The sequence below is a fragment of the Streptomyces sp. NPDC002138 genome (assembly GCF_040296485.1).
Classification (GTDB): domain Bacteria; phylum Actinomycetota; class Actinomycetes; order Streptomycetales; family Streptomycetaceae; genus Streptomyces.
The window spans coordinates 1-24,818 of the sequence record NZ_JBEOXE010000074.1 but is presented as its reverse complement, the minus strand read 5'-3'; the positions used below and the strand labels follow the sequence as shown (position 1 = coordinate 24,818).

Below are 24,818 nucleotides of genomic sequence, written 5' to 3'. Positions count from 1 at the left end.
TCCGAGGAGCGGCGGGGTCGGGAGGGCTCACTCCCCGGTCGTGCCGTCGATCGCCTCGCGCAGCAGATCGGCGTGCCCGTTGTGCCGGGCGTACTCCTCGATCATGTGGGTCAGGACGTAGTGCAGGGAGTAGGTCTCGTCGATCTGCCGCGCCTCGTCCACGTACCGGCCGGTGACGTCGAGGGACTCCGCCCCGTCGACGATCGCCCGGGACAGCTCACAGGTCCACTCCCACTTCTTGAAGGCCTCCTCCGGGTCCGCGTCCTCGACCTCCCACTCGGTCCACCGCCCGTCGGCGTCGCGCGGCCAGTAGCCCCGCACGTCCTCGCCGCCCACGACGTTGCGGAACCAGCCGCGCTCGACCTCGGCCAGGTGGCGCACGAGCCCGAGCAGGGTGAGGCCGGTGGTCGGGAGCGCCTTGCGGCGCAGCTGTTCGGCGGTCAGGCCCGCGCACTTCATCATCAGGGTGTCGCGCTGGTACTGGAGGATGCTGGTGAGCGTGGCGCGTTCGTCGCCCACCTGGACCGGAGGAGTTCGCTGTTCGTCGAGCATCGGGTGATCGTGCCCGCTAGGCGACCGCACCCGCCGGGGTTTCCACGTACTGGACACCACCCTGCGCACCGGCCTGCACACCGACTTGCACGCCGAGTTGCACACCGACTTCCACGCCGACGTGTACGGCTGCCCGCGCACCAGCCTGTACGCCGCCCCGCCGCCCGTCCCGCTGCCCCGGCACCAGCCCTGCAGCCAGCCCGGCAGCCGGCCCGGCAGTCGTCACGGCAGCCGTCACGGCCACCGCCCCGGACACGACCCCGTCCGGCGCCGCCCCGCCCCGCGCCCGGTACCACCCGGCGGCCACCCCGAGCCGCCCGAGCGGCCCCGGCCCGGGGTCGACCCCGCCCAGCTCCCAGGCCCGGTCGCTGCGATACCACATGTCACCCGCCAGCAAGGCGAACTGGCGCTCGCTCACCCACCCTGGCCGCGCCCGCAGCCCCGCCAGGCAGGCCTCCCACCCCAGCGAGCCCCCCGCGTCGGGCGCGTGCGGCAGCACCCCGTAGTCCGCCAACGCCCCCATCAGCGCCCCGTTGCGCACCGGTTCCGGGTGCCCGGCGTGCAGCACCCCGCCCGGCAGGGCCCGCGGGGTCACCGCGAGGGCGGCCACCAAACGTGCCAGGTCCATGACATCTATGAACGAAGCGAGCCCGCGCCCCCCGCCCCAGCCCGCGGGTACCCGTCGAAAGGCGTCCACCAGAGCGGGCACGGCCCACCGGTCCCCGAATCCGCTCACCAGAGGCGCCCGCAGCACCGTTCCGCCCACCGCGAGCACCGCCGCCTCCCCCGCGAGCCGGCTGCGGCTGGCGGCCGACACGGGCGCGGGGTCCAGTTCGCCCACGCCCGCGTCCCGGTGCGGCCCGGGCCCGTACACCGCGCAGGTGGAGAGGTGGACGACGCGCGCCACCCCGGCCCGGCGCGCCTCGGCCATCAGGGCCGACGTACCGCGGACGTTGACGTCGGCGCAGCGCCGCTCGTCCCCGCCGACGTACGAGGCGAGCGAGAGCAGCACCGAGGCCCCGTCGCACAGCCCCCGCAGCGAGGCCGGATCACTCAGGTCCCCGCGCACCTCACCGGCGCCCGCGTACACGCTCCGCGCCTCGGCCCCCCGCGAGAGCATGCGCACCGGCACCCCCTCACGGAGCAGTCTGCGCACCACCGCTGAGCCCACGAAGCCGGTTCCCCCACTGATCACGATCATCACGCCACCCCCGGACGGCTGCCCCACAGAAAAAAAGAGAACGCCCTTTATGTTATGAGGGCGTTCCCTTTTCGCGCAGTAGTTCGGCGGGGTTGGCATATACCTACTCGGGCACCGACCCGGCCCCGCGCCCCGGATCCGGCCGCGCCCCCAACTCCCGGAAGAACGCCCGGACATCCCCCACCAGCAGCTCCGGCACCTCCATCGCGGGGAAGTGGCCGCCCCGGTCGTAGGAGGTCCAGCGCACGATGTTGTCCGTCCGCGCCGCGACATGGCGCAGCGGGATGAAGTTGTCCCGCGGGAAGTCGGCGAGCGCGGTCGGCGTCGCCGACGGCTCCGGGGGCCCGCCGTGGTAGTCGGCGTGCGCCCGCTCGTAGTAGATGCGCGCCGCCGAACCGGCCGTGCCGGTCAGCCAGTACAGCATCACGTTGGTCAGCACCTGGTCCCGGTCCACCGCGCACCGCGGGTCCGACCACTCGGCGAACTTCTCGCCGATCCAGGCCAGCAGCCCCACCGGCGAGTCGTTCAGCCCGTACGCCAGGGTCTGCGGCCGGGTCGCCTGGATGTCGGCGTACCCCTGCCGCTCCCGCGCCCAGACCCGGTAGCGCTCCCAGGAGGCCACCGTCCGCTCCCGCTCGGCCGCGCTCAGCCCGGCGAGCTCCGCCTCCCCCGGCGCGGCGACGGCGCCCGCCCCCGGCAGCAGGTTCAGGTGCACGCCGACGACCCGGTCCGGCCGGATCCGCCCCAGCTCCCGGGAGATCGCGGCCCCCCAGTCGCCGCCCTGGACGCCGTACGTCCCGTACCCGAGCCGCGCCATCAGCTCGGCGAAGGCCCGCGCGACCCGCTTGAACTCCCACCCGGTCTCGGTCGTGGGCCCGGACAGCCCGAAGCCGGGGATGCTCGGCAGCACCAGGTGGAAGGCGTCCCGCGGATCCCCGCCGTGCGCCCGCGGGTCGGTGAGCGGCCCGGCGACCCGCTCGAACTCGACGATCGACCCCGGCCAGCCGTGGGTCATCAGCAGCGGGGTCGCGCCGGGCTCGGGCGAGCGGATGTGGGCGAAGTGCACCCGCGCCCCGTCGATGACGGTGGTGAACTGCGGCCACTGGTTCAGCCGCGCCTCGGCCGCCCGCCAGTCGTAGCCGTGGCGCCAGTACCCGGCCAGCTCCCGCAGGTGGTCCACCGGAACGCCGTAGTCCCAGCCCACTCCGGGCAGTTCGGAGGGCCACCGGGTCCGGTCGAGCCGCCCCGCCAGATCGTCCAGCTCCGCCCGCGGCACCTCCAGCCGGAAGGCCCGCAGCCCCTCGCCCGCCCCGGCCGCTCCCACCACAAGATCATCGTCCATGCGCCGGAATGCTAACCGCCGAGCGGCTGCGCACAGGGTGAAGCCGCTCCAGGCGACCGCACCGAGGAGGAGTGACGCATGTGCGGCCCGGGCGCACCCTGCGGCAAGCAGAGTGGGTCGGGGAGAGGTCCTCTTCAGCCGGCCCCAACAAGTCAGCGGCTCGGCCTGGGAGCGGCAGCCCAGTGGGGCTGGTTCTCGTGTGGCAGGGGGGCCTTGGGGGTGCTTCGGTGGCTTGTGGCGTGTGAACGGGGCCTTGTCAGTGGGGGGTTGTATTCTTCGGCGCTCGCAGCACTCAGCGCTGATGCCCACATACCGATACGGACTTTTGCTGCCATTTGGGCTGCGAACTAGTGTGCCGCTCGTCACCGTTTCGGGGTGAGCTGCATCACTTATGAGTTGCCACACCTCCCCTGACCAGGTACTTAAGTGAATGCACCATCGAACCTCCGCAGGCCGCCTTCGGATCAGAGGCGACTCCTCTGTCGATTTGATCTTGTTCCCAGGGCAAGATGGGGGAGTCGATTTGCGCATTAGTGAGGCACGTCACACTTCTTGCGCCGTCGCCGCTTCGGCGGACCACGACGCCGGGACATGATGAAGGCCCCATCTCCTATCGCCTGGAAGCAGCGGAGACGAGGCCTTCGACAAACAGCTCACTGCAGTGAGGGGCCCCAGCCGTCAGGTTGGGGCTTTCCCCTTACTGGCTCCAGAACTCCTTCATGATCTTGTAGATCGTGAAAAGCGGTCCGAGCCAGCGGACCTGGCTGTAGACCTTGTCCGCCTTACTGCCCTGCTGCCCCTCAGGCTTCTCTGCCATCGGGCCACTCCCCTTTCCGGACCCACGACCTTCGTGGACCCCGCGGGTACACCCACGACCGTGCTCGGTCCCGGGGGAGGGTTGGCGACTCAGATTACCGGTGCGATCAGGCAAGCATGGTCGCGGTAGGGCAAGTTGAGCTTGTGCGGTTGTGACCGTCGGGGGCACCCAGTGCCATGGCCTTCCCAGTCCTCGCCCTGTTCTTCACGGGCTCGTCCGGCCGACCTGCGGCCCTTCGTCACCGGCGCGAGGAACGCAGTGCCAGTTAAATGGCGTTGAGTCGTATTAATCACAGGAGGAATCTCCGCGGCGGCCCTCGGTCGGCTGGGCGAACACACAGCTCTTGTGTCATGGATTGTGGCGAACCACGGGCGTCCTGGACCGAAGTGACGGGGTGAAGACCCTCCTCTACGCCGGATCACCGCCGACGGCGCGGCAGGCGGTTCCCCAGCTCCACTTCCCGCTCCTGCCCTCGACCCGGGCCAGGGGCAGCGCTGCAGCCGGTCGGGGTGCGGAACCCACCGGCTCTAGGACCGATGCGGTGACGGGCTCGGAGGCTACCTGGTCGAGGGTGAGCTCGTCCGCCGTAGGGGATGAGCCTGTCCCCGTGGGCGAGCCGACCGACCTGGCCGCCGATACCGTTGATTGTCCGCTGGACGGGAATGGGGCGGACCTTGTCGTGCACGGCGGGCTCCCCACAGAGGCGGACGCTGACGCTGACGGTGGCCGCGTAGTCGAAGTTCAGGCTGTCCTCGCGGTCGAAGGTCCACCAGTGCCCTACGTCCTGGCCGTACTCTGCACGGACCACGCGCAGGCGCTCTTCGGCCGCTGGGCAGGATAGAAGGCGGGCCGGGCGGTCGAGGACAGCGACGTGGTCCCCACGGCGCGCATTGACGGCCGGGGAGGTTCCCACCGGTTCCGGCGCGGGTGAGGTCGCCCTGCAGGCTGAGTGTGGCGTCGGGCAGTGCGCGGTCGGCGCGAGGTCGAGGGCGTGGGCAAGGCCGGCCTGGATTTCGGCGGCGTCTGCCAGTTACGCGAGCGGCTCGCCAGCGAATTGCCCGACATCGGACCGGCACAGCCGGCGGAGGCGGCCGACGCCGAGGGGCGGATCGTGATGCGCATCGTCATCCTGCTGGCCTGTCGGGCCCCGGGCGTCCTACTGGTGGTGGGGGCGCGCTACTGCACTACGCGCTCAGCACCCGGTACTCCCACGCCGCAGGCGGCATCGGCTCACTATGTGGGGGGCTGGAGTGCTGCCCCTCCTGGATCCGTGGGACGCCTACACCGACCGGGGGTCCGCCGTGCGGGCCCACATTCGCAAGGAGACAGATCCGCCGTCCTGGAGACGACCGGTACAGAACACCGCTGGTGGCGACTTGGTCGCCGCAGGCGAACCCGCCCTCCCCGGGTACCGCCGGGCCAATCCACCGGACGCCACAAGCCTCATGGTCCAGCCGCACAGACACCCTGACCCGAGATCTCGAACACTCACCCACCGTCACGCGGCGTACAGATCGAAGGTAGAGCCCCGCTTCGGCCCCGCCGCCACGTCCAGCGCCGGATCCACCGTCAGCATCGCCTGGTGCAGCCGCTGCAACTGCGGCGACGGCTCCACGCCCAGGTCCTCGATCAGCCGCGTCCGCAGCCGCCGGTAGACGTCCAGCGCCCGCGCCTGGCGTCCCGACCGGTACAGCGCCACCATCGCCTGCGAGTGCAGTCCCTCGTGCTGCGGATGCCGGGCGATCATCTCCGCCAGCTCCGCGAGCAGTTCGCCGTGCCGCCCGAGCCGCAGGTCGACATCGATCCGCCGCTCCATGGTGACCAGCCGGGACTCCTCCAGCCGCATCACCTCGATCTCCAGGATCGGGCCCACCCGTACGTCGACCAGCGCCGGCCCCTCCCACAGCGCCAGCGCCTTGCGCAGCTGCGCCGCCGCGCTCTCGTCGTCCCCGGCCTCGAAGGCGGCGTGCCCTCCGGCGACGAGGTTCTCGTACTCGAACACGTCCACGCATTCCGGCGGTATCTGGAGCAGGTACCCGCCGTGCCGCGTGGCCAGAATGTCCTTGGCACCACCGCCCGCGCCGTCCAGCCCGCCCGGCCCGCCGCCCGCTTCGCCGCCCGCCGCGCCCGGCCCGCCGGGGCCCATCGCGGTACCGAGTCTTCGGCGCAGCTGGAGTATGTAGGTCTGCAGCGTGGTCAGCGCGCTCTGCGGCAGATCCGTGCCCCAGATCTCCTCCATGAGGGTCGGGACCGGCATGACCCGCCCCGGATACAGCGCGAGGAGGGTCAGGATCTGCCGCGGTTTGCGCGCTGTCGGAACGATCGAGCCCCCGTTGACCTCGGCACTCAACGGACCCAGAACCCGAAACTTCACGGTCTCCTCCGCACGTCGTCGAGCCACCTCGTTTTTCGGCCTTCTTTCGGCCTTCGACTCACGAAAGATAGCCGGGCCCCACGGGATGTCACCGGATCCTCAAGTCCCCTTCGAGGCCACCTCCATGGGCCTTGTCTTCCGCCCTTCCGACAGCTGCTAGATTCCGCTCGAAGGCGTACGAAAGGACGCGCGAAGGGGGGTCGCCACCGTCATGGAATTCCTTCTCCTCGGCCCGGTCGAGGCACACGATCCGCGTACGGGCGCCCGCAGCGCTCCCTCGGGAGCCAAACAGCGCGCCCTGCTCGGCGCGCTCGCCGTGCACCGCGGCCGGGTCCTCTCCGCGGACCGCCTCATCGACGAGTTGTGGGGCGACGCCCCGCCCGCGGCCGCCACCGGCGCCCTCCAGGCACACATCGGCCGGCTGCGCCGCTCCCTGCACGCCGTCGACGGCCGCGACCACATCGCCACCGGACCGGCGGGCTACCGGCTGCGCGGCACCGCCTGCGGCACCGACGCGGGAACCTTCGAACGGCTCTCCGCCGAAGGCCGCGCGATCCTCCCCACCGACCCGGTACGCGCCGCCGACCTGCTCCGTCGCTCCCTCGCCCGGTGGCGCGGCGCGCCTCTGGAGGGCGCGTCCGGCGGCCGGCTCTGCGCGGCGGAGGCGGACCGCCTGGGCGAACTGCGGCTGACCACCCAGGAGGCCCTGTACGAGGCCTGCCTGGCGCAGCCGGACGCCGACCACCGGAGCCTGGCGCGGGAGCTGGAGCGACTCACCGCCGACCACCCCACCCAGGAGCGTCTGTACGACCTGCTGATGGTGGCCCTCTGCCGGGGCGGCCGGCGGTCGGAGGCCCTGGGCGTCTACGAGCGGGCGCGCCGCCGGCTGCGCACCGAACTGGGCGTGGAACCGGGCCCGGCACTGCGCGCGCGGGCCGCGGAAATCCTCGAAGGCCCCGCCGCCGGTACGCCCGCGGCGCTGCTCGCCCTCGGCAGCGAAATAGCCCGGCTGAGCGCGCGCGTGGACGAACTCACACGCCGCCTGAATTCCACTGGAGCGCTCACCGGGTAATGGCCGCCAGGCACCGGAAATCCGAACGAGCGGATAATTCACCGAAATAACCCCGGAAAACATCACCCGCGAAACACCGCACCACTATCCGCCGCGCAACCGCCGTGCAACCGCCATGTGCACCCGCCGCACACCCGCCGCGCACACCCGCCGCGCACCGCCGGAGTTCGCTCAGACCCCGCTGCCGAGAAACTCCACGGCCTGCCCGCGCCCCGCACCGGGCCCGCCCGCGCCCTCGACGGCACGCTCGCCAACGCCCTCCTCGCCGGCCTCCGGCTCGGACACCGCCCCGGCCCACAGCGGCGCGGCCGCCCGCGTCCGGTACTCGCCCTCGTGCCCGGCGGCCACCACGCTCGGCAGCAGCAGCGCCCACAGCGCCGCCACCTTGCGCTGCAACTCCCCGTACGGCATGCCGGTTCCGGACATGACCTCGATCCCGCACGCCGCGGCCGCCACCAGTGATTCGGCGCTCTCCCAGCCCTGGTCCGGGCGGAGCTCGCCCGTGTCCCGGGCCTGGCGCAGCAGCGTGCACACCGCGGTGATCCACGTCCGCTGGAAGTCGATCACCGGCGGCTGCTGGCCCGCGCACTCCTTGGTGATCCGGAAGCTCGCCGGGATCGCCGGGTCCTCGTGCAGCATCCGCGCCATCCAGTGCGTGGTGTCGATCAGCGCCTGCAACGGCGAGGCCCCGGCCTCGCGCAGCGCCCGTACCGCATCGTGCAGCAGCGCGCATCCCCGCTGCTGCACCGCCTCCGCCAGCTCGTCCTTGGAGGCGAAGTGGAAGTACAGCGCCCCCTTGGTCACCCCGGCGGCGCCCGCGATGTCGCCCAGCGTCGCGTTGGCGTATCCGTTGCGGTGGAACAACTCGGCCCCGGCGCCGACGAGCCGCCTGCGGGTCCGCTCCGACCTCTCCTGCACCGCGCCGTCCCCTCTCGTCCCGCGCAGCCGAGCCGCGGCACTCGCCTTCACATCCCCGTGCCCACCGCCGCGCCGGTCCGCGGCCAGGACCGCACCCGTACCCGTACCCGTACCCGCACCCGCACCCGTACCCGCACCGGGCATCAGACGCGGACGAGCCGCTCGCCACCCGCGTCCGTCGCCTCGGCGAGGCTCTCGGGACCGGCCATGAGGATCGAGCGCTGCAACCGGCGCAGCGCGGCGGAAGGTTCGAGCCCCAGCTCGCGCACGAGCATGCCGCGCAGCCGCTGGTAGACGTCGAGCGCCTCACCGCGCCGGCCGGAGCGGTGCAGGGCGAGCATGAACTGGCCGTGCAGGTTCTCGTGCGTGCGGTAGCGGCTCGCCAGCACGGTCAGTTCGGCCAGCAGCTCCCGGTGGCGCCCCAGCCGCAGGTCGGCCTCGATGCGCTGGTCGAGGGCGCACAGCCGGGTCTCCTCCAGCCGCCGGGTCTCCATGTCGAGCTGGACGCCGCCCTGTACGTCGGCGAAGGCGGGCCCGGACCACAGGCCGAGGGCCTCGCGCAGCAGCCGCGCCGCGCCGGGGAAGTCCCCGGCGTCCATCGCGCGGTAGCCGGTACCGGCCAGCCGGTCGAACTCGCGCACGTCGCTCGTGCCGCCGTTGCTGTTGAGCAGGTAGCCGCCCGGAAGGGTCACGAGGACGTCCTTCGCGGTCCGGCCTCCGGCGGCGCCGGCGGGCGCCCCCTGCGCGCCGGGGTCCTGCTCCAGTGCCGTCGCGATCAGTGCGCGTAACTGGAGGACGTACGTCTGCAGGGTGGTCCGCGCACTGCGCGGCGGTTCACCCGCCCACAGCTCCTCTATCAGCGCCGACACCGGCACGACCTGGTCGGCATGGAGCGCGAGGAGCGCCAGGACCTGCCGGGGCTTGGGGGCGGTCGGCGTGATGGAGATTCCGTTCTCCCGCACGGCCAGTGCGCCCAGTACATCGATATCCACGCCGTACTCCCCTGTCCTTGGATGAGTCGCATCCTCAGTAGAAAACAGGACCGACGGTTTGTCAATATCAAACCGGTTGCGCTGTTTTGCAGCCCAGCCGCGCCCTAGTCACACTCAAGAACCCACTCTGAACAGGGCAGTTGTACGTTGATCACTGCATCGGAAGACATTCCGTGGCCCTAGGCCATCCCTCAACGGGGCCTACAGACCCGCCCCCAGAGCCCAAAAACCAAACCATGCGGTCTGCTTCAGTACTCCGCACCCGTGCTCGCGCCCGCCCCGGACCCCGCATCCCCACCGGACCCCGCGCCCGCACCCGACCCGGCCCCGGACCCCGCGTCCGCACCCGCCCCGCGCACCCCCCGCCACCCGGTCCCCTCGGCCACCAGCTCCCCCAACGCCCCCTGCGCGGCGAGCCGCGGCAGCATCAGGACCCAGAACCGGGTGAGGGTCCGCCGCGAGACCCAGTCCCGCTCGCCGGCGCCCAGCACCTCCAGCCCCACCGTCGAGGCCACCACCGCGCTCGCGGCGTCCTGCGGCGACACCCCGTCGGCCAGGGCGCCCTCGCGCCCGGCGGCGCGCAGCACCTCGCCCACCCACACCTGCCACTGACGCCTCAGGTCCACCCCGCTGTCCCGTGAGGCATCCGCGCACAGTCCGAATCCGGCCCGCACGACGACGTCTTCCGCGAGCAGCGCCATCAGCGCGTGCGTGGAGTCCACCAAGACCTGGAGCGCGTTCCCCGCCGGATCGGCCGCGCCCCCCGGGCGTCCCACGGTGATCCGCCGCAGCGCCTCCACCGCGCGGTCCTCCACGGCCCGGGCGAGCGCGCCCTTGCTCTCGAAGTGGAAGTGCAGACCACCGGCGCTCACTCCGGCCCGCTTGCTGATCATCGCGATCGACGCGGTGAAGAATCCCTCTTCGGCGAACACCTCCGCAGCGGAACGGACCAGAGTTTCACGCGTGCGGACGGCACGTTCCTGCTTGACCATGGAGTCTCCACAAACCGCCCTCGCGGTTTGCCCAAGAGAGTAAAAGATCTTCAGCCGACACAGTCGGCGCCCCGGCTGGAGCGACGCTCGCGCCGCGCCGGAGCCGGAAGGTGAACGTCGGCCGACCACCGGTCCCACCACCGTCGGCCCACGGCCCCCCGGCCGGCCCTCCCGCCGCGGCCGCCTGACGGGGCGAAGGCACGGGGACCGGACCGCCGGAGCGGCCGGGGCAGCGGGGCGGACCGGCCCCCCGACCCCGCGCGGTCACCTTCCCGCCGACGCTCCGGCACCCGCGCCCGCACCTGCGACGGCCCCCGCCGCGGTGCCCGCCGCGAGCTCCATCTCCAGGGCCACGCGGTGCCCCCGGTCCGGCGCCATGTCCAGCCGGGACAGCATCGCGGGCGTGGAGATGCTCGGGTAGATGTGCTGGTAGACGGCGGCCACCCGCTCCTCGATGTCCGCCCGGTCGTTGAGGGTCTGGGAGTAGACCTGCACGCCGGTCCAGCAGGCCGAGAGGATCCAGGCCGTCTCGGCGGGATCGACGTGCGGCAGCAGCTCACCCTGCTCTTTCGCCACGACCAGCAGCTCCCGGGTGAACTCGATCCAGCCGGGCACCGAGCCGCCGCCGAAGATCTCCCGCATCCCGGGTCCGAGCGAGAGCCGGGCCCCCGCGCTGAGCATCGGTTCGCGCTTCATCCGGTAGGCGAGGACCATCGCCACGTCGACGAGTTCCTGCAGCTTGCTCGCCCGGTGCGGCACTCCGGCCTCGCCGAACTGCTCGTCGAGCACGCCCTGCGCCAGCTCCTGCTTCGAGGAGAAGTGGAAGTACAGGGCCCCCTTGGTGACGCCCGCCCGCGCGAGGATGTCCGCGATGGTGGCCGCGTCGTAGCCGCGCTCGTCGAAGACCGAAGCGGCCGCCTCCAAGATCGCGCGACGCGTACGGACCGCACGCTCCTGTCGTGCCACGGGTGCCTCCGATGTTCGGGGTCGGTTCAGGCTGAGTCCTGTGAACAGGATCCACCACCCCCGCTAAAACCAACCAGAAGGTCCGTATTTTATCAAGCAGACTACAGCGAACCCTTGATCGTCTTCGGAAACGCATTTCCCCGCTCCGCCCCGCCCGCCCCGCCTTCCCCCGGTATCCCGCCGGGCCCGACTGCTCAGCGTCCCCCGGTCCCCGCCGCCCCGGAGCCGGAGGAGCCCGCCGCATCTATGTCAAGTCGCCCGGCGGCCGGGCGCGTCAGGGCCCCGCCACCGCCCTCGCCCCCCCCGGCCCCCGAGCGGTGCCGAGCCGAACCGGAAGCTCCTGAAGGCCGTTGGAAATGAATGACTCCACTTTGCGCATTTCCTCCGGCCGCACGGCCAACGAGAGGTCCGGGAACCGCTCGAAGAGCCGCTTCAGCCCCACTCCGCACTCCATACGCGCCAGGGAGGCCCCCAGGCAGTAGTGCGTCCCGAACCCGAAGGACAGGTGCTCCCCCCGCGTGGGGCGGGTGATGTCGAAGCGGTCGGCGTCCGGCCCGTGCACCGCGGGATCGCGCCCGGCCGAGGCGAACGAGACGACGATGGGGGCGCCCTTGGGGATCACCACCCCGTCCTCCATCTCGATGTCCTCCACCGCGAACCGCATCAGGGCGTAGGTCGCGGGCGGCTCCAGCCGCAGCGCCTCCTCGACCGCGTCGTCCCACGCGGCCCGCCCGGTCCGCAGCAGCTCCAACTGGTCCGGGTTGCGCAGCAGTTCGTAGACGACCGTGCAGATCAGATTCACGGACGTCTCGTATCCGGCCGTGAACAGCAGGATCAGGTTGTCGATCAGCTCCTTCTCGCTCAGCCGCGACCCGTCCCCCTCGTCCCGCGTGTTGATCAGGGCCGTAGTCATGTCGTCGCCGGGGTGCTCCCGCCGGTGGGCGAGCAGCTCGGTCATCGTCACGTAGAGCAGTTCCGCGTTGGCCTGTGCGTCCTCGGCCGTGATCGCCGTGTCGAAGAAGCCCTTGATGATCCGGTGCAGTGGCGCCCACGACTGCGGCGGGATGCCGAAGAGCTCGAAGACGATCCGGGTCGGCAGGTCGTGCGCGAAGGCGGCCCGCAGGTCCACCGTCTCACCCGGTGGTGACGCGGCCAGCCGGTCGAGCAGTTCGTCCGCGACCTGCTCGATCCTCGGCAGCATCCGGGCGACCCGCCGCGCGGTGAAGGTGGCGACCACGGGCTTGCGCAGCCGGGTGTGCTCGGCCCCGTAGGCGGTGATCATGTTCTGTACGGAGACCCAGATGGCCAGCGGCCATTCGGCGCCGATCTCCCCGTCGATCCAGGCCGGCCAGTGCCGGTACGCGTCCTTGGAGACCCGCGGGTCGACCAGCAGGCGCCGTATGGTCTCGCTCCCGCTGATCACCCACCCGGTCACCCCGCCCGGCAGGACGACCTGCGTGGCCGTCCCCTGCCGGTGCAGGTGCGCGGCCTCCCCGTGGATGTCCGCTCCGGACGGGTCGAGCGCGTAGGGGCACTGACGGTTCATACGTTGCTCTCCAGAGGGTCGGCGATGGATCGGCCATGAGATGACGACACATTGGCGACGGGGTGCGCAGGATGCTCCACCCCCCGTATTCCAAACCGCCCATCCGGTTTTGAACTTCCCGGTGGCGGAGTCAAGTCTGGCACTGGCGTTCCCAGCGCGCCACCACGAGCAGGCCACTCGACCTACACTTGATGGTGGCTTGAATTCCCCTCTGGGACCCGCACGTGCCAACACCCCGCCGGACCGGGGCATATGACCGGAAGACCAGCTCTCACTTGGGGCGGAACCCAGCCGTCACCCCCAACGCCTTCCGACCGGAACTTCGCTGGTGGGACCCGCCCGACGGGCCGGTAAACCCCTCGTACGAGATGTTGACATTGGTACACGTGCGACATGCGGCCACCTTTAGCACCTTGCAAACAAAACCGGAGAGTACGTATCTTGCGTCTCGCGTGCGCTGCCCATCCCATCCGTCGAAACGGCTCTGTGGAGAGGTCCATGACGATGCTGACGATCCGGAAGAACCCCCCGATCCGCCCCCTGGAGCCGACGGGAGCACCGTGGACCCGCTGCAATGAGGCCCCGGCCCCCCGGCTGACGACCACGGTCCCCAGGGAGTACGTCCACCGCACCTCGCTCGCCGAGGTGTTCCTGACCGGCTGCGACCTGATCGGCGCGGACACCTTCTCGCTCACCGGCCAGTGGCCCCGCGCCCACACCTTCTTCACCAGCGCCGACGGCACCAGCCACGACCCGGTCCAGGCCGGTGAGACGATCCGCCAGGTCGGCCTGTACCTCTGCCACGCCGTCTACGGGGTCCCCCTCGGCCACAACGTCCTGCTGTGGAGCCTGGACTTCGCCTCCGACCCCGACCGGCTGCGCATCGGCCGCGGCCCCAGCGACCTCGAGATGATCGCCACCTGCACGGACTTCGGCTGGCGGGGCAACCGCTTCACCGGGTTCCTCCAGGTCGACATCCATCGCGCGGGCAGACTCGCGGCCACCGGCACCGCCCGCTTCACCTGCGTCGCCCCCGCCACCTACCGCCGCCTGCGCGGCGACCGCGGCCGCGCCGGCCTGGCCCAGCCCCTGGAGCGGCGTACGCCCATACCCGCGGCGGCCGCCGGACGGCTGCTCCCCTTCGACGTGGTCCTCGCCCCGACCGAGGAAGCGGGCCGCTGGCTGCTGAGCCCCGACCTCGACCACCCGATCCTCTTCGAGCACGCCAACGACCACCACCCCGGCATGGTCCTCGTCGAGGCGGCCCGCCAGGCGGCCTGCGGACTGCGGCCCCAGGACGGCTTCGTCCCCTCCGCGGTGTCCACCGAATTCGACCACTACGCCGAACTGGACACGCCCTGCTGGATCGAGGCCACCCCCCGCACGCCCTCGGTCATCGACGTCACGGGCCACCAGGAAGGCCGTACGGTCTTCCGCTCCACCGTCACCGGCTCCGTCACCGCACAGCAGCCCCTGGCCGGCTCCGCCGTCACCGGCTCCGTCCTCTGAGCTCCTGCCGGTACCAGTCCCCGTACGGGCCGAACGCCTCCCCGAAGCGCGGCCCGTGAGCCGCCGACACCCGCCCCCAGAGCCGCCTGGTGCCGTACCAGTGGTCCACCGCCAGCAACGACAGGTGCCTGCGCGCCGACGGGTCGTCCGCCGCCCCCAGCAGGCCCACCGCTCCGTCGAGGTCCACCTCGCCCCGGGGCAGCGGAAGCCGCAGCTCCCGTGCCACCGTGCCCACCAGCTCGCGGGCCGTCACCGGCACGGGATGAGCCGCGTGCAGCACCCGCCCCGGTTCCGCCAGCTCCTCCCGCACCGCGAACTCCGCGAGCACATCCGCCAGTACGTCCACGGCGATCACCGAGATCCGCGCCCGCCCCCCGTCCACCCAGTGCGGCAGCCGCGCCATCAGAGCCACCAGCGCGGGCACCATCCACCGGTCCCCCCGCCCGAACACCAGATGCGGCCGCAGCACCGTCCCGCCCGCGGCCAGGACCATCCGCTCGCCCTCCAGCCGGGTCACGCTCGTCGCCGACCGCGGGCCCTCCGCCAGCTCCCCCTCGGCCTCGCCCCGGTGCGCCCCGTCCCGGTAGACCGCCGCCGTCCCCAGCTGCACGATCCGCCGCACCCCGGCCCGCTCCGCCTCCGCCAACAGGGCCCGCGTCCCTTCCGCGTTGACCGCACGGCACTGCGCCTCGTCGCCCCCGATCCGCGCGGCGAGGTGCAGCACGGTCCCGATGCCGTCGCACACGCCCCGCAGGCCGCCACCGGCGAGATCGCCCCACACGACCTCGACGCCCGGCACCTCGACCGCGTTCCGGTGCGCGAGCACCCGCACACCGCCGCGCCCGGCCAGCCGCTCCACGACGTGCCGCCCGACGAACCCGGCCCCGCCGGTGACGAGAACACCGCTTCCCCCCATGGCCCACCTCTCCGTAAAAGCCCTCCGGGCATCATCACATCGTGTTACCGTCACGCCCGTGACACTGGGTAACAGCCTCCTGCTGGCGGGAAAATCGGCGCTGATCACAGGCGCCAGCGCGGGCATCGGCGCGGCTGCCGCCCGCACGTTCTGCCGCGAGGGCGCGGCCGTGACCCTGATCGCGCGCCGCGAACCCGAACTCGCCGCCCTCACCGAGGAGCTGCGCGGCGCCGGCCACCGGGCCCAGTACGTCGTCGGTGACGTGACCCGCGTCGAGGACGTGGCCCGTGCGGTGTCCGCCGCGGTGTCCGCCCACGGCTCCCTGGACGCGGCGTTCAACAACGCGGGGATCGGCGCCGAGCCCAAGCCCCTGCACCTCCTCGACGAGGACGTCTACGACAGCGTCATGGACACCAACGTCCGGGGCGTGTGGAACTGCATGCGCCAGGAGATCCGCGCCATGCTCGCCGCCGGCACAGGCGGCACCATCGTGAACAACAGCAGCACCGCCGGTCTGGTCGCCACCCCCGTGACCGCCGCCTACATCGCCTCGAAGCACGCGGTCCTCGGCCTGACCAAGGCCGCCGCCGCCGAGTACGCCCCCCACGGCATCCGGGTCAACGCGATCGCCCCGGGCTCCACCCGCAGCGAGATGATCGACGCCTGGCTCAAGGAGAACCCGGCCATGGAGGAGATCCTGCTCCGGTCGGCCCCCCTCCCCCGCATCGCGGCCCCGCAGGAGATCGCCGAATCCGCGGCCTGGCTCTGCAGCGACCGCTCCTCCTTCGTCGTCGGCGCCACCCTCTCGGTCGACGGCGGCTGGACCACCCGCTGAGTCAGCGGCGTTAACGGCGTTAACGCCGTTAACGACCGGACCCACCCATTCCACTTAACGGCGTTAACGCCGTTGACGCGCTCACACCCGACCCCACACCCGACCGAGGAGACAGCACGTGGCGAGGGCCAGACAGGAACGGGCCGAGATCACCCGCCAGGCGATCCTCGACGGCGCGGCCATCGCCTTCGACCGGTCCGGCTTCGGCGCGACCAGCCTCAGCGACGTGGTCCAGCACGCCGGTGTCACCAAGGGCGCCCTGTACTTCCACCTCCCGTCCAAGGAAGCCCTCGCCCGCACCCTGATGGACGAGCAGTTCCAGGTCGCCGCGGACGTTCCCGCCGTCGCCGGCCCCGGCCTCCAGACCGCCATCGACCTGTCCCACCAGATGGCCCACGCCCTGCGCACCACCGTCCGGATCCGCGGCGACGTACTCCCGCACCTCGACGCCCACGACCTCGCGGCGTACCTCATCGCCTCGTTCACCGACGTGCGGGTCACCTCCCGCGTCCGGACCACCCGCGAGGACCTGCACGCCCGGGTCACCGACCTCTGGACCTTCCTCCTCCCGGGCATCACGCCCACCCCGCGCATCCCCTTCTTCGACCCGGCGGCCTCGCCCGGGCTCCGCGCCGTACCCGGCCTCCCGGCCCCGGACTCCCCGGCGGTCCCGGTCGGCTGACGACGCGTCCAGGGCGGCCTCGTACACGCCGTGGTGAACCACGGGGGTGCTCGCCGCGGCGTGTACGAGGCCGCCCTGTCGCGTTCGGCGTTCCTTCCCCGGCCCACCACCAGGGCACCGCCATGCCCGGAACGGCCTCGCCACCCACCTCGGGACCCTCTCGGTACCCGTCCGTTAGCAAAACTCAAGCGTGGCGCCCACATCACCCCCCGAACGTTAGTAAAGTCCCTCTCATGACTTCGCCCTCGTCTCCGAACGACCGAGAGAAGGTCGTCTCCAAGCTGCCTCCGTGGCTGCGCCAGGAGTTGAAAATCCGCACGGCACAGCTGCGGGTGGACATCCAGGACGCCGTCCACCAAGGCATCTCCCACTGGAGCGCCCTCGCTTCCGCCCCCTCCCCCGTCGACACCTCCGGCGCCGAATCGTTCTCCACCTGGCTGCCCGCCGGGCAGTGGGAGTCGTTCCGCTCCACCTCCAAGGACCGTGGCGTCTCCCTCATCCAGGGGCTCGCGCAATCGGTCCAGCTCTGGCTGGAGATGAACCCGGCCCCCACGGTCAAGCGCCCCTCCGTGGTCCGCCGCATCATCGTGTGCAACCAGAAGGGCGGAGTCGGCAAGACCGCGATCACCGCCGGTACCGCCGAGGCCCTCGCCGAGGACCCGGCCAGCCTCCACCCGGTCCGCATCGCCCGCCAGCTGGCCCGCCTCGCGGCGGAAGAGGACCCGCACCCGGCCGAGGCACACCCCACGCCGTTCGACCTGGAAGACCTCCCGGGCCTCGGCATGCGCGTCCTGCTCGTCGACTTCGACCCCCAGGGCCACCTCACCAAGCAGCTCGGCCAACAGCCCCTCCCCATCGGCGGCGACAGCCTCACCTGCCACATGGCGAGCGAAGCCAAGGGTCCCCTCTCGGACCTCATCGTCCCCATCGCGGACGACCGCTTCGGCGACCGGCTGCACATCCTCCCCGCCTGTACGGACGCCTTCCTCCTGGACGTCCGCCTCTCCACCGTCCGCGCCCGCGAGGCCGCCCTCGAACGCGCCCTCGCCCCCGTCGAGTCCGACTACGACGTGATCCTCGTCGACTGTCCCCCGAGCCTCGGCCTCAGCATGGACGCGGCCATCTACTACGGCCGCCGCCGCGACACCGAACAGCCCGGCGCCTCCGGCGCGCTGATCGTCGTCCAGGCAGAGGACTCCTCCGCGGACGCGTACGACCTGCTCACCTCGCAGATCAACGACCTCCGCGACGACCTCAGCCTCGACATCGACTACCTCGGCCTCGTCGTCAACCTCTACGACGGCCGCCGTGGCTACATCGCGACCTCCTCCCTCCAGGCCTGGATGGACATAAAGGATCCCCGCGTCGTCGCCATCGTCCCGGACCTCAAGGAACAGCGCGAAGCTGTCCGCGTGAAGCAACCACTGTTCGTCTACGCGCCCAAGGGCGACCAGGCCGTCGCCTTCCGCGCACTCGCCAGGGAGATCTCATGAGCAAGGCCGACAAGCTGGGGGTCTCGGCCTCCTTCGCCCGCGCCCAGCCGGCCGGGGTCAGCTCCCGCCGCGCGGCCATCGCCGAAGCCACCGGCGCGCCGACCTCCGGTGTGGTGCCCCCGTCCGAGGTTCCCATCGAGGCCCTCGCCCACAACCCGTTCAACCTCCGCGAAGACCTCACGGAAATCGACGAACTGGCCCAGTCCCTCATCTCCCGCGGCCAGCTCCAGCCCCTCGCCGTCGCCACCCGCATGGCCTTCATGGAGGCCCACCCGGGCCAGACCGACGGCCTGGGCCGCGCCCCGTACGTCGTCATCGACGGCAACCGCCGCCTCGCCGCGGCACAGCTCGCGGGCCTCAAGACGATGCACATCCACGTCAACGACGCCCTCTCCACCTCCGCGGCGGACATCCTCGAATCGGCCCTGATCGCCAACGTCCACCGGGTCGATGTGGCCCCCATGGACCAGGCCCGCGCCCTCCAGGAGCTGGTGGACGTCCACGGCTCCCAGGCCCAGGTGGCCAAGCGCCTCGGCAAGACGGCCGCCTGGGTCTCCCAGCGGCTCACCCTCCTGAACCTCACCCCGACCCTCCAGGAGAAGGTCGACACGGGCGAGCTGAAGGTGGAGCCCGCCCGCCGGATCGGCCGCCTCCCCCAGGAGTCCCAGGCCGCGGCGGCGGAGGAGACCATTAACGCCGTTAACCCTCCGCGCCAACGCACCCGCCCGACCCCCCCGACCGTTAACGGCGTTAACGCCTCACCCCCACCGCCCACCCCCACTCCACGCATCACGATCACCACGGAATCCCCGGAAACGATCGCGGACGCCCTGACCGCTCACCTCACCCCGGACGACCTCAAGGCCGTCACGGAACTCCTCATGACACGTATCTGAAGCAGTCCGCACCCACGCCGGGGGCGCTGATGCCGTTAACGCCGTTAACGCCGTTAACGCCCCCACGTGCGTTTCATGTGCGTTCAAGCGTGCGACTCGACTAGGCTCCGCTACGGAGGTAGGTACATGCCCGACGAACAAGAGAGCCTCTTCGCAGCGGTCGACGCCCTGCTGGAAGAAGCCGCCGCCCAGGACGCGCTCCCGCACCCGGACGAACGCAAGCGCCTGCGCGAAGCCGCGGGCCTCAGCCAGGACCAGATCGCCAAGGCCCTGTCCGTCCGCCGCGAAACGGTGACCTCCTGGGAAACGGGCCGCACGGAACCCCGCCCCCCCAAGCGCGCGGCCTACACCCGCCTCCTGGACGGCCTGGCCACCCTCCACCCCGTTAACGGCGTTAACGCCGTTAACGCCCCCACCCCACCCCCTTCACTCCCGGCGCCGACCATTAACGCCGTTAACACCGCCCCCACCCCCGCAGCAGCACCCCCCCACCCCACCCCGACCGTTAACGCCGTTAACGCCGAGCCCCCTCAAACCCCCACCCCCACACCCACACCCGCCCCTCCCACCACCCCAGCCCGCAAGGCACCCACAACCCGACCCACAACCCGCACCCCCCGAACCCCCTCCCCCGTCCCCCCCACGCACACCCCCCTCGCCGTCCTGGACGGCGAGGCCCAGGCCCACACCACCCACGGCCTGATCCTCCCCCTCCCCCCCAAGGCCGCCACCGACCTCCCCACCCTCATCTCCTGGGCCCTCAGCGAGGACGCCGACCTCCGCTCCCCCCGCCTCCACCGCAACGGCAAGGACGGCGACCCCCTCCTCGTCCTCACCCCCGAGGCGACCAAGGCCCTCGGCCTCCCCCTCACCCTCGAGGACCGCCGGGGCCTGCGCCTCCCCGACGACCACCCCGTCGTCCGGCAGCTCACCAAGAGCAAGTGGCAGCTGACCCGCCGCGGCTTCGGCCCCTGGGCCCGCATCTACCGCCCGGCCTCCCCCACCACCGGCCGCCAGTGCGTCCAGCTCGCCGTGCTCCCCTGGGCCGCCCTCGACCCCCGCGCCTGGGGCGAGCACACCGCGGACCTCCCCGCCCCCGAACTCGCCCTGCTCCTCACCACTTACGCGACCCGCGTCCTCACCCCTCGCGGCTCCACCGCCGTCACCGGTCTCGAACTCATGACGGCCCTGCGCCCGCCCACCCGCGCGGCCCGCAACCCCGAAACCAACCTCTGGGAATCGGCCCCCGTCCCCGGCTCCCTCACCCGCCCCGTCGACCCCGCCCCGCCGGAGGCCCCCGACGAGCACCCGGTCGTCGCAGCCCTCCACCCCCGTTCCCACCAACGCACCCCGGACCAAGTCCTCGACGAAGAGGCGTACGACTGGATCCGCGACCCCGAACTCCTCACCGACGCCGAATGCGCCCGCACCCACGCGGTCGGCATCGACGTCAACATGGCCTTCGCCGCGGCCGCGAACCGCCTCACCGTCGGCCTGGGCCCGGCGGTCCACACCCCGGCCCCCCGCTTCGACCCGAAGGTCCCCGGCTGCTGGCTCGCCGACCTCTCGACGCTCCCCCTCGACCCCCGCCTGCCAAGCCCCTTCACCCCCCACGGCAAGCCCCCGACCGGCCCGGCCTGGTACGCGACCCCGACCCTGGCCTACGCCCAGGAGCTCGGCCATACGGTCCAGCCCAGCGAAGCCTGGCTCCGCCCGGACAACGGCTCGTACCTCGACGCCTGGTACACCCGCCTGCGCGACGCCTACATGGCCACCATGGCCGACCTCGGCGTCACGGCGGACCTCACCGACGAGGCGTTCCTCCACGCCATGTCGGTCCACAAGCAGAACGACCCCGCCCTCGCCGCCGTCCTCTCGGCCATCAAGGCCACGGTCAAGGGCGGCATCGGCAAGCTCCGCGAACGCCCCCAGGGAGCCGGCTACCGCCCCGGCGAAGCCTGGCCCGCCCTCGAACGCCCCACCTGGCGCCCCGACATCCGCGCGGCCGTGATCTCCACGGCCCGGGTGAACATGCACCGCAAGATGCGCAAGCTCGCCTCCGCCGCAGACTTGTACCCCATTGCGGTCCTCTCCGACTGCGCGGTGTACCTGTCCGACGGCCCGAGCCCCCTGGACTTCCTCCCCCGCACCCCCGACGGCAAGCCCCTGCCCGGCGGCTTCCGTCTCGGCGTCAGCCCGGGCATGGTCAAGCACGAGGGCACCCAGCCCCTCCTCTGGGCCGTCGGCCTCCTCGACGAAGGCCACAACCCCGCCCGCCACATCAAGGGCCACGACGCCGCGTCCGACGGAGAATAAACGAACATGTCCGACACCATCGAAGACAGTCTCGCGCAAGCGGACGAACACAACTTCACACGACCGATCCCGAAGTCACCCCAGGCCCGGATGAAGTTCCTGCTCAAAACCGAAAAGAACTCGACCAAAGCGGTCGCGCAGCGCCTCGGCATCTCCCCCCGCACCGTGGAGCGCTACCTGAAGGGCCAGATCAAGACCCCCCGCCCCGAACTCGCGGGCCGCCTCGAAGCCGAGGTCCGCAAGAGCTGGCAGCCCCTGGTCCGCAAGCGCGCCCGCGCCAAGGCCGCGAAGAGCACCGGCCTGGTCGTCGAGACCCGCGCCCGCTTCGGCTTCACCGCGGCCCCCGGCACCACCGACGACGGCCGCATGCGCCGCATCACCCAGCACCTCCCCCCGGAGTACGCCGCCCGCCTCTTCACCGCCCAGGAGTCCGGCGCCAGCGAAGCCGAACTCCGCCACATCACGGCCCAGGGACTCCAGGACGTCTACTTCCGCGACCAGGGCTCCCGCGCCCCCGGCCTCCTGGTCGACTTCACCGACATCGACTACATCGACTTCAACTTCTAGGCACGTGACCTGCGGGGGCGGGAACTTCTAGGCACGTGACCTGCGGGGGCGGGACACACCTTCTAGGCACGTCACCTGCAGGGGCGGGACACACCTTCTAGGCACATGGCCCGCAGGGGCGGGACCACCGCACAACGGACGCCCAACTCCAGCCCCCTAAGCCCCCGCAAGGCCCTCCAGCGCCCCTCTGAGCGCCCATCCCCACCCCCGAGCCCCCCAACTACCCACCCCGGCCCCAAAAAGCCGAGAGGCGCCACCGAGCGGCTTCAGCCACTCCACGGCGCCTCTTCAACGGACAACCTCCCACCGGCATCACCCCACGGCGTGCAGGGTCCGCCTCCGCTTCGCCTCGACAGCCTTCTTCGCGGCCGTCTGCGCGGCCCGCTTCTTCCGCTGCTCAGCGAGCTGGTCCTGATACTCCGCCACCGCCCGGTGGTAGCTGTCGACATACCCCCGCGCGTCCAACCGCTCGTCCGTCGGCATCTCGTTCACGGCCGCCACCGCGTCCTCGAACGAGTTGTATCCGGCCAACATGGGATTGATCTGGTACACCCCGTTGCGGACCTTCCGCACCAGCCGTGCCAGCTCAAGGCTCCGCAGCGCGGCATTCACGCTCGGCCGGCTCAGATCGAGCATTCCGGCGATCGAGGCCTGATCGATGAGAATCCGCCCGCCGGGCTCGCTCAGCGAACGCAGCTTCAGCAGCACCCGGTAGGCCGCGGGCGGGAGGTCCAGGTCAGAGAGAAGCCCGTCGGCGTTGACCGCAGCGAATCGCAAGGTGCTCACTGAGCTGTCCCTTCTTCCTTGCGCTGACCTCGGCTAAGCCGACGCGCAGCGCGCTCTTTGGCCCGTTCGGCCCGCAGTTCCTCGATCGCCTGCCGCATGTGGTCCAGCGACGGGAACCGCACCAGATCCGGCAAGCTCGTGTCACCGCGAATCTGCGAGATGGTGCTGGACTGCTCCACCTTCACAAACTCACCCGTCGTCTCCGTACCCGGGATGAACTCGGCTACTCGGTAACTGTAGGGCGGGTTGAACTGATACACACCCCGCCTCACCTTGAAGACGATCCCATGAGACATGACGGTGTGGAGCGCCTCCGACGTCTTTGTCCGACTGACATCCAGGATCGTAGCCATCTCCTCCTGGGTCAGCGGAATCCGCCCCCCCGCTCGCTGACACGCAATGAGCAGCAGGATCAGGCGCAACGGCAGTGCTTCCCTGAAGTACTGCGCGATCACAAGGAAAAACTCGAGGCTGTCCATCGAGAACGCGTTTGGCTGGCTCTGTGTCCCGTAGAACTCCAGCGGCTTGCGCTCGCCGTCCAGGGTCAGCTTCCGGCTCGGGTACCTCTTGGCGAGGCTGTCCAGATCCTTGACGGGCGCCAGCGGCTGACTCCACGCCGAGATCGCGTCATCAACGGGCAGATCAGGACGCGGCGCGCGCGACGGACTCGGCCGACGGCGCTGTGGCTCTGATGACACGAGGATGCTCTCCACTTCGTTGATCTGCGGAAAGCAGTATGTCAACAAGGGTGACACTAGTGTCACGCTCGTTGACGTTCGGCGTGTCTTACGTCCCCCCAGGAGGGACACATCTCGGCCACGCCCCGTCCGAAGCCCCCTCTGGGCCCCTCCGACGAACCCCACCGCTCCCATCGGGAGTTCACCGACGTATCTCCCCCATTATGTCAGCCCCCCCGACGTTTTAGCCCAAAAAGCGTCAGCCGCGCTGACGTTTTGCAGTCGCTCTGTCCCCCCAGCAGCGACACAACGCCCTAGATATGTCCCTCCTGAGGGGACATATCTTTCCCCCTGCACCCCGCCTGACCTGCGGCAACGCATCTCCGTACCCTCTATAGGCCGGTGGTCGCTTCGCTACAAGCAGCCAGCGCCGTCCCAAAGGCACTTCCGACCCGCATCACCTGACGGACACTCAGCACTTGTCGATCTTGAGACCCCGCCGGACACACTGTCCAGAACAGCCCTGAATCTGACTGGTTCCCATTTCTATCCACAGACAGTTTTGAATCAGAAGCATCCAAATAGCGTTAACGCCGTTAACTCCCCTGCACCAAACGGTCATACAACCCGATCACCCATTCTCAACTCCGATCACTCCACCCAAAACAACACTCCCCCAACCACCCAAAACACCCCCCACCACAAACCCAAACCTCCCCAAAAGGCACCAGAGAGCGCAGCGAACGGCCCCTCCACTAGGCGCGCAGCGCCTCGTGCCCCCCGCCTCCGCGCCCTCACCGAGCGAAGCGAGGCGACCTCAAAGCAAGCTGGCAAACCACAAGCTCCGGGAGCAAGACTGCTCCGGCTCGCTGCGTTCGCGGAGTGAAACGGAGCGTCTCTTATCCGGCGAGCGCAGCGAGCCGGATGCCTCTCCTAGACCCGCAGCGTCTAGGATCCCGGCCCTTCGGGCCGGCCGTGCTCCGCAAAGCGGAGCCCGCCGAGCGAAGCGAGGCGTTCCCCCGCCCGCGAGCGCAGCGAGCCGGGTTCCCTTCCTAGGCGCGCAGCGCCTAGGAGTTCTCGCCCGAAGGGCGAGAACCTGCTCCGCGAAGCGGAGCCCGCCGAGCGAAGCGAGGCGTCCCCCATCCGGCGAGCGCAGCGAGCCGGTTCCCTTCCTAGGCGCGCAGCGCCTAGGAGTTCTCGCCCGAAGGGCGAGAACCTGCTCCGCGAAGCGGAGCCCGCCGAGCGAAGCGAGGCATCCCTCATCCGGCGAGCGCAGCGAGCCGGACTCCCTTCCTAGCCGCGCAGCGGCTAGGGTCCCGGCCCTTCGGGCCGGCCATGCTCCGCGAAGCGGAGCTCGCCGAGCGGAGCG

The 24,818-nt window shown here is 71.1% G+C and carries 20 protein-coding genes; 8 read left to right on the top strand and 12 right to left on the bottom strand.

The features are described 5' to 3' along the window. Nucleotides 1–27 precede the first annotated feature (27 nt). From ABT084_RS32460 to ABT084_RS32445, 4 genes are all read right to left on the bottom strand, one after another. The gene (locus ABT084_RS32460) at nucleotides 28–552 is read right to left on the bottom strand and encodes a DinB family protein (protein WP_351051707.1); all 525 of its coding nucleotides are present in this window, start codon (nucleotides 550–552) and stop codon (nucleotides 28–30) included. Between the two features lie 16 nt (nucleotides 553–568). Further along, nucleotides 569–1,753, bottom strand: coding sequence for an NAD-dependent epimerase/dehydratase family protein (locus ABT084_RS32455; RefSeq protein WP_351051704.1), 1,185 nt, complete (start codon nucleotides 1,751–1,753; stop codon nucleotides 569–571). A gap of 103 nt (nucleotides 1,754–1,856) precedes the next feature. Continuing rightward, on the bottom strand, nucleotides 1,857–3,095 hold the full coding sequence (locus ABT084_RS32450; protein ID WP_351051701.1) for an epoxide hydrolase family protein: 1,239 nt from the start codon (nucleotides 3,093–3,095) through the stop codon (nucleotides 1,857–1,859). A gap of 2,315 nt (nucleotides 3,096–5,410) precedes the next feature. Further along, complete coding sequence (locus ABT084_RS32445) at nucleotides 5,411–6,286, bottom strand: AfsR/SARP family transcriptional regulator (RefSeq protein ID WP_351051698.1); 876 nt, start codon at nucleotides 6,284–6,286, stop codon at nucleotides 5,411–5,413. Between the two features lie 211 nt (nucleotides 6,287–6,497). Here ABT084_RS32445 and ABT084_RS32440 point away from each other — a divergent pair, with 211 nt between their 5' ends. After that, the gene (locus tag ABT084_RS32440; protein WP_351051695.1) at nucleotides 6,498–7,358 is read left to right on the top strand and encodes an AfsR/SARP family transcriptional regulator; all 861 of its coding nucleotides are present in this window, start codon (nucleotides 6,498–6,500) and stop codon (nucleotides 7,356–7,358) included. Between the two features lie 171 nt (nucleotides 7,359–7,529). Here the strand turns inward: ABT084_RS32440 and ABT084_RS32435 are convergent, their stop codons facing one another. The 5 genes from ABT084_RS32435 to ABT084_RS32415 form a co-directional block, all read right to left on the bottom strand. Then, nucleotides 7,530–8,276, bottom strand: coding sequence for a ScbR family autoregulator-binding transcription factor (locus ABT084_RS32435; protein WP_351051692.1), 747 nt, complete (start codon nucleotides 8,274–8,276; stop codon nucleotides 7,530–7,532). A 143-nt stretch (nucleotides 8,277–8,419) separates the two neighbouring features. Further along, a complete protein-coding gene (locus ABT084_RS32430) occupies nucleotides 8,420–9,268 on the bottom strand; it encodes an AfsR/SARP family transcriptional regulator (RefSeq protein WP_351051689.1) in 849 nt (282 codons plus the stop codon). A 248-nt stretch (nucleotides 9,269–9,516) separates the two neighbouring features. Next, entirely contained in the window at nucleotides 9,517–10,260 is a 744-nt protein-coding gene (locus ABT084_RS32425) for a ScbR family autoregulator-binding transcription factor (RefSeq protein WP_351051686.1), read from the bottom strand. Between the two features lie 264 nt (nucleotides 10,261–10,524). Then, on the bottom strand, nucleotides 10,525–11,226 hold the full coding sequence (locus ABT084_RS32420; RefSeq protein WP_351051683.1) for a ScbR family autoregulator-binding transcription factor: 702 nt from the start codon (nucleotides 11,224–11,226) through the stop codon (nucleotides 10,525–10,527). A 274-nt stretch (nucleotides 11,227–11,500) separates the two neighbouring features. Beyond that, the gene (locus ABT084_RS32415) at nucleotides 11,501–12,772 is read right to left on the bottom strand and encodes a cytochrome P450 family protein (RefSeq protein ID WP_351051680.1); all 1,272 of its coding nucleotides are present in this window, start codon (nucleotides 12,770–12,772) and stop codon (nucleotides 11,501–11,503) included. 498 nt (nucleotides 12,773–13,270) lie between these two features. On the opposite strand from ABT084_RS32415, the gene ABT084_RS32410 reads away from it, so the two are divergent. Further along, entirely contained in the window at nucleotides 13,271–14,281 is a 1,011-nt protein-coding gene (locus ABT084_RS32410) for a ScbA/BarX family gamma-butyrolactone biosynthesis protein (RefSeq protein ID WP_351051678.1), read from the top strand. Here ABT084_RS32410 and ABT084_RS32405 read toward each other — a convergent pair. After that, nucleotides 14,262–15,197: an NAD-dependent epimerase/dehydratase family protein gene (locus ABT084_RS32405; RefSeq protein WP_351051675.1), complete on the bottom strand. Its 936-nt coding sequence runs from the start codon at nucleotides 15,195–15,197 to the stop codon at nucleotides 14,262–14,264. The genes ABT084_RS32410 and ABT084_RS32405 overlap by 20 nt on opposite strands. Nucleotides 15,198–15,255: 58 nt before the next feature. Here ABT084_RS32405 and ABT084_RS32400 point away from each other — a divergent pair, with 58 nt between their 5' ends. From ABT084_RS32400 to tpg, 6 genes are all read left to right on the top strand, one after another. Next, nucleotides 15,256–16,032, top strand: a complete 777-nt coding sequence (locus tag ABT084_RS32400) for an SDR family NAD(P)-dependent oxidoreductase (protein WP_351051672.1) — start codon at nucleotides 15,256–15,258, stop codon at nucleotides 16,030–16,032. 118 nt (nucleotides 16,033–16,150) lie between these two features. Beyond that, on the top strand, nucleotides 16,151–16,714 hold the full coding sequence (locus ABT084_RS32395) for a TetR family transcriptional regulator (RefSeq protein WP_351051669.1): 564 nt from the start codon (nucleotides 16,151–16,153) through the stop codon (nucleotides 16,712–16,714). A gap of 233 nt (nucleotides 16,715–16,947) precedes the next feature. Beyond that, nucleotides 16,948–18,207, top strand: a complete 1,260-nt coding sequence (locus ABT084_RS32390) for a ParA family protein (RefSeq protein ID WP_351051666.1) — start codon at nucleotides 16,948–16,950, stop codon at nucleotides 18,205–18,207. After that, the gene (locus ABT084_RS32385) at nucleotides 18,204–19,103 is read left to right on the top strand and encodes a ParB/RepB/Spo0J family partition protein (protein WP_351051664.1); all 900 of its coding nucleotides are present in this window, start codon (nucleotides 18,204–18,206) and stop codon (nucleotides 19,101–19,103) included. The genes ABT084_RS32390 and ABT084_RS32385 overlap by 4 nt, the downstream gene beginning before the upstream one ends. A 126-nt stretch (nucleotides 19,104–19,229) precedes the next feature. Beyond that, nucleotides 19,230–21,419 (top strand): telomere-associated protein Tap, encoded by a 2,190-nt coding sequence (gene tap, locus ABT084_RS32380; protein WP_351051661.1) that lies wholly within the window; start codon nucleotides 19,230–19,232, stop codon nucleotides 21,417–21,419. A 6-nt stretch (nucleotides 21,420–21,425) separates the two neighbouring features. Beyond that, the gene (gene tpg, locus ABT084_RS32375; RefSeq protein WP_351051658.1) at nucleotides 21,426–21,986 is read left to right on the top strand and encodes a telomere-protecting terminal protein Tpg; all 561 of its coding nucleotides are present in this window, start codon (nucleotides 21,426–21,428) and stop codon (nucleotides 21,984–21,986) included. A 312-nt stretch (nucleotides 21,987–22,298) separates the two neighbouring features. On the opposite strand, the gene ABT084_RS32370 is transcribed toward tpg, so the two are convergent. Beyond that, nucleotides 22,299–22,772 (bottom strand): MarR family transcriptional regulator, encoded by a 474-nt coding sequence (locus tag ABT084_RS32370; RefSeq protein ID WP_351051655.1) that lies wholly within the window; start codon nucleotides 22,770–22,772, stop codon nucleotides 22,299–22,301. Next, nucleotides 22,769–23,485 carry a hypothetical protein gene (locus ABT084_RS32365; protein WP_330335580.1) on the bottom strand — a complete coding sequence of 239 codons (717 nt, stop codon included), beginning with the start codon at nucleotides 23,483–23,485 and terminating at the stop codon, nucleotides 22,769–22,771. The genes ABT084_RS32370 and ABT084_RS32365 overlap by 4 nt, the downstream gene beginning before the upstream one ends. Nucleotides 23,486–24,818 lie beyond the last annotated feature (1,333 nt).

Coding starts and splice junctions, on each gene's coding strand:
- ABT084_RS32460 (WP_351051707.1), bottom strand. CDS start 552: ATGCTCGACGAACAGCGAACTCCTCCGGTCCAGGTGGGCGACGAACGC.
- ABT084_RS32415 (WP_351051680.1), bottom strand. CDS start 12,772: ATGAACCGTCAGTGCCCCTACGCGCTCGACCCGTCCGGAGCGGACATC.
- ABT084_RS32385 (WP_351051664.1), top strand. CDS start 18,204: ATGAGCAAGGCCGACAAGCTGGGGGTCTCGGCCTCCTTCGCCCGCGCC.
- tap (WP_351051661.1), top strand. CDS start 19,230: ATGCCCGACGAACAAGAGAGCCTCTTCGCAGCGGTCGACGCCCTGCTG.
- ABT084_RS32425 (WP_351051686.1), bottom strand. CDS start 10,260: ATGGTCAAGCAGGAACGTGCCGTCCGCACGCGTGAAACTCTGGTCCGT.
- ABT084_RS32410 (WP_351051678.1), top strand. CDS start 13,271: ATGACGATGCTGACGATCCGGAAGAACCCCCCGATCCGCCCCCTGGAG.
- ABT084_RS32450 (WP_351051701.1), bottom strand. CDS start 3,095: ATGGACGATGATCTTGTGGTGGGAGCGGCCGGGGCGGGCGAGGGGCTG.
- tpg (WP_351051658.1), top strand. CDS start 21,426: ATGTCCGACACCATCGAAGACAGTCTCGCGCAAGCGGACGAACACAAC.
- ABT084_RS32390 (WP_351051666.1), top strand. CDS start 16,948: ATGACTTCGCCCTCGTCTCCGAACGACCGAGAGAAGGTCGTCTCCAAG.
- ABT084_RS32455 (WP_351051704.1), bottom strand. CDS start 1,753: ATGATCGTGATCAGTGGGGGAACCGGCTTCGTGGGCTCAGCGGTGGTG.
- ABT084_RS32405 (WP_351051675.1), bottom strand. CDS start 15,197: ATGGGGGGAAGCGGTGTTCTCGTCACCGGCGGGGCCGGGTTCGTCGGG.
- ABT084_RS32440 (WP_351051695.1), top strand. CDS start 6,498: ATGGAATTCCTTCTCCTCGGCCCGGTCGAGGCACACGATCCGCGTACG.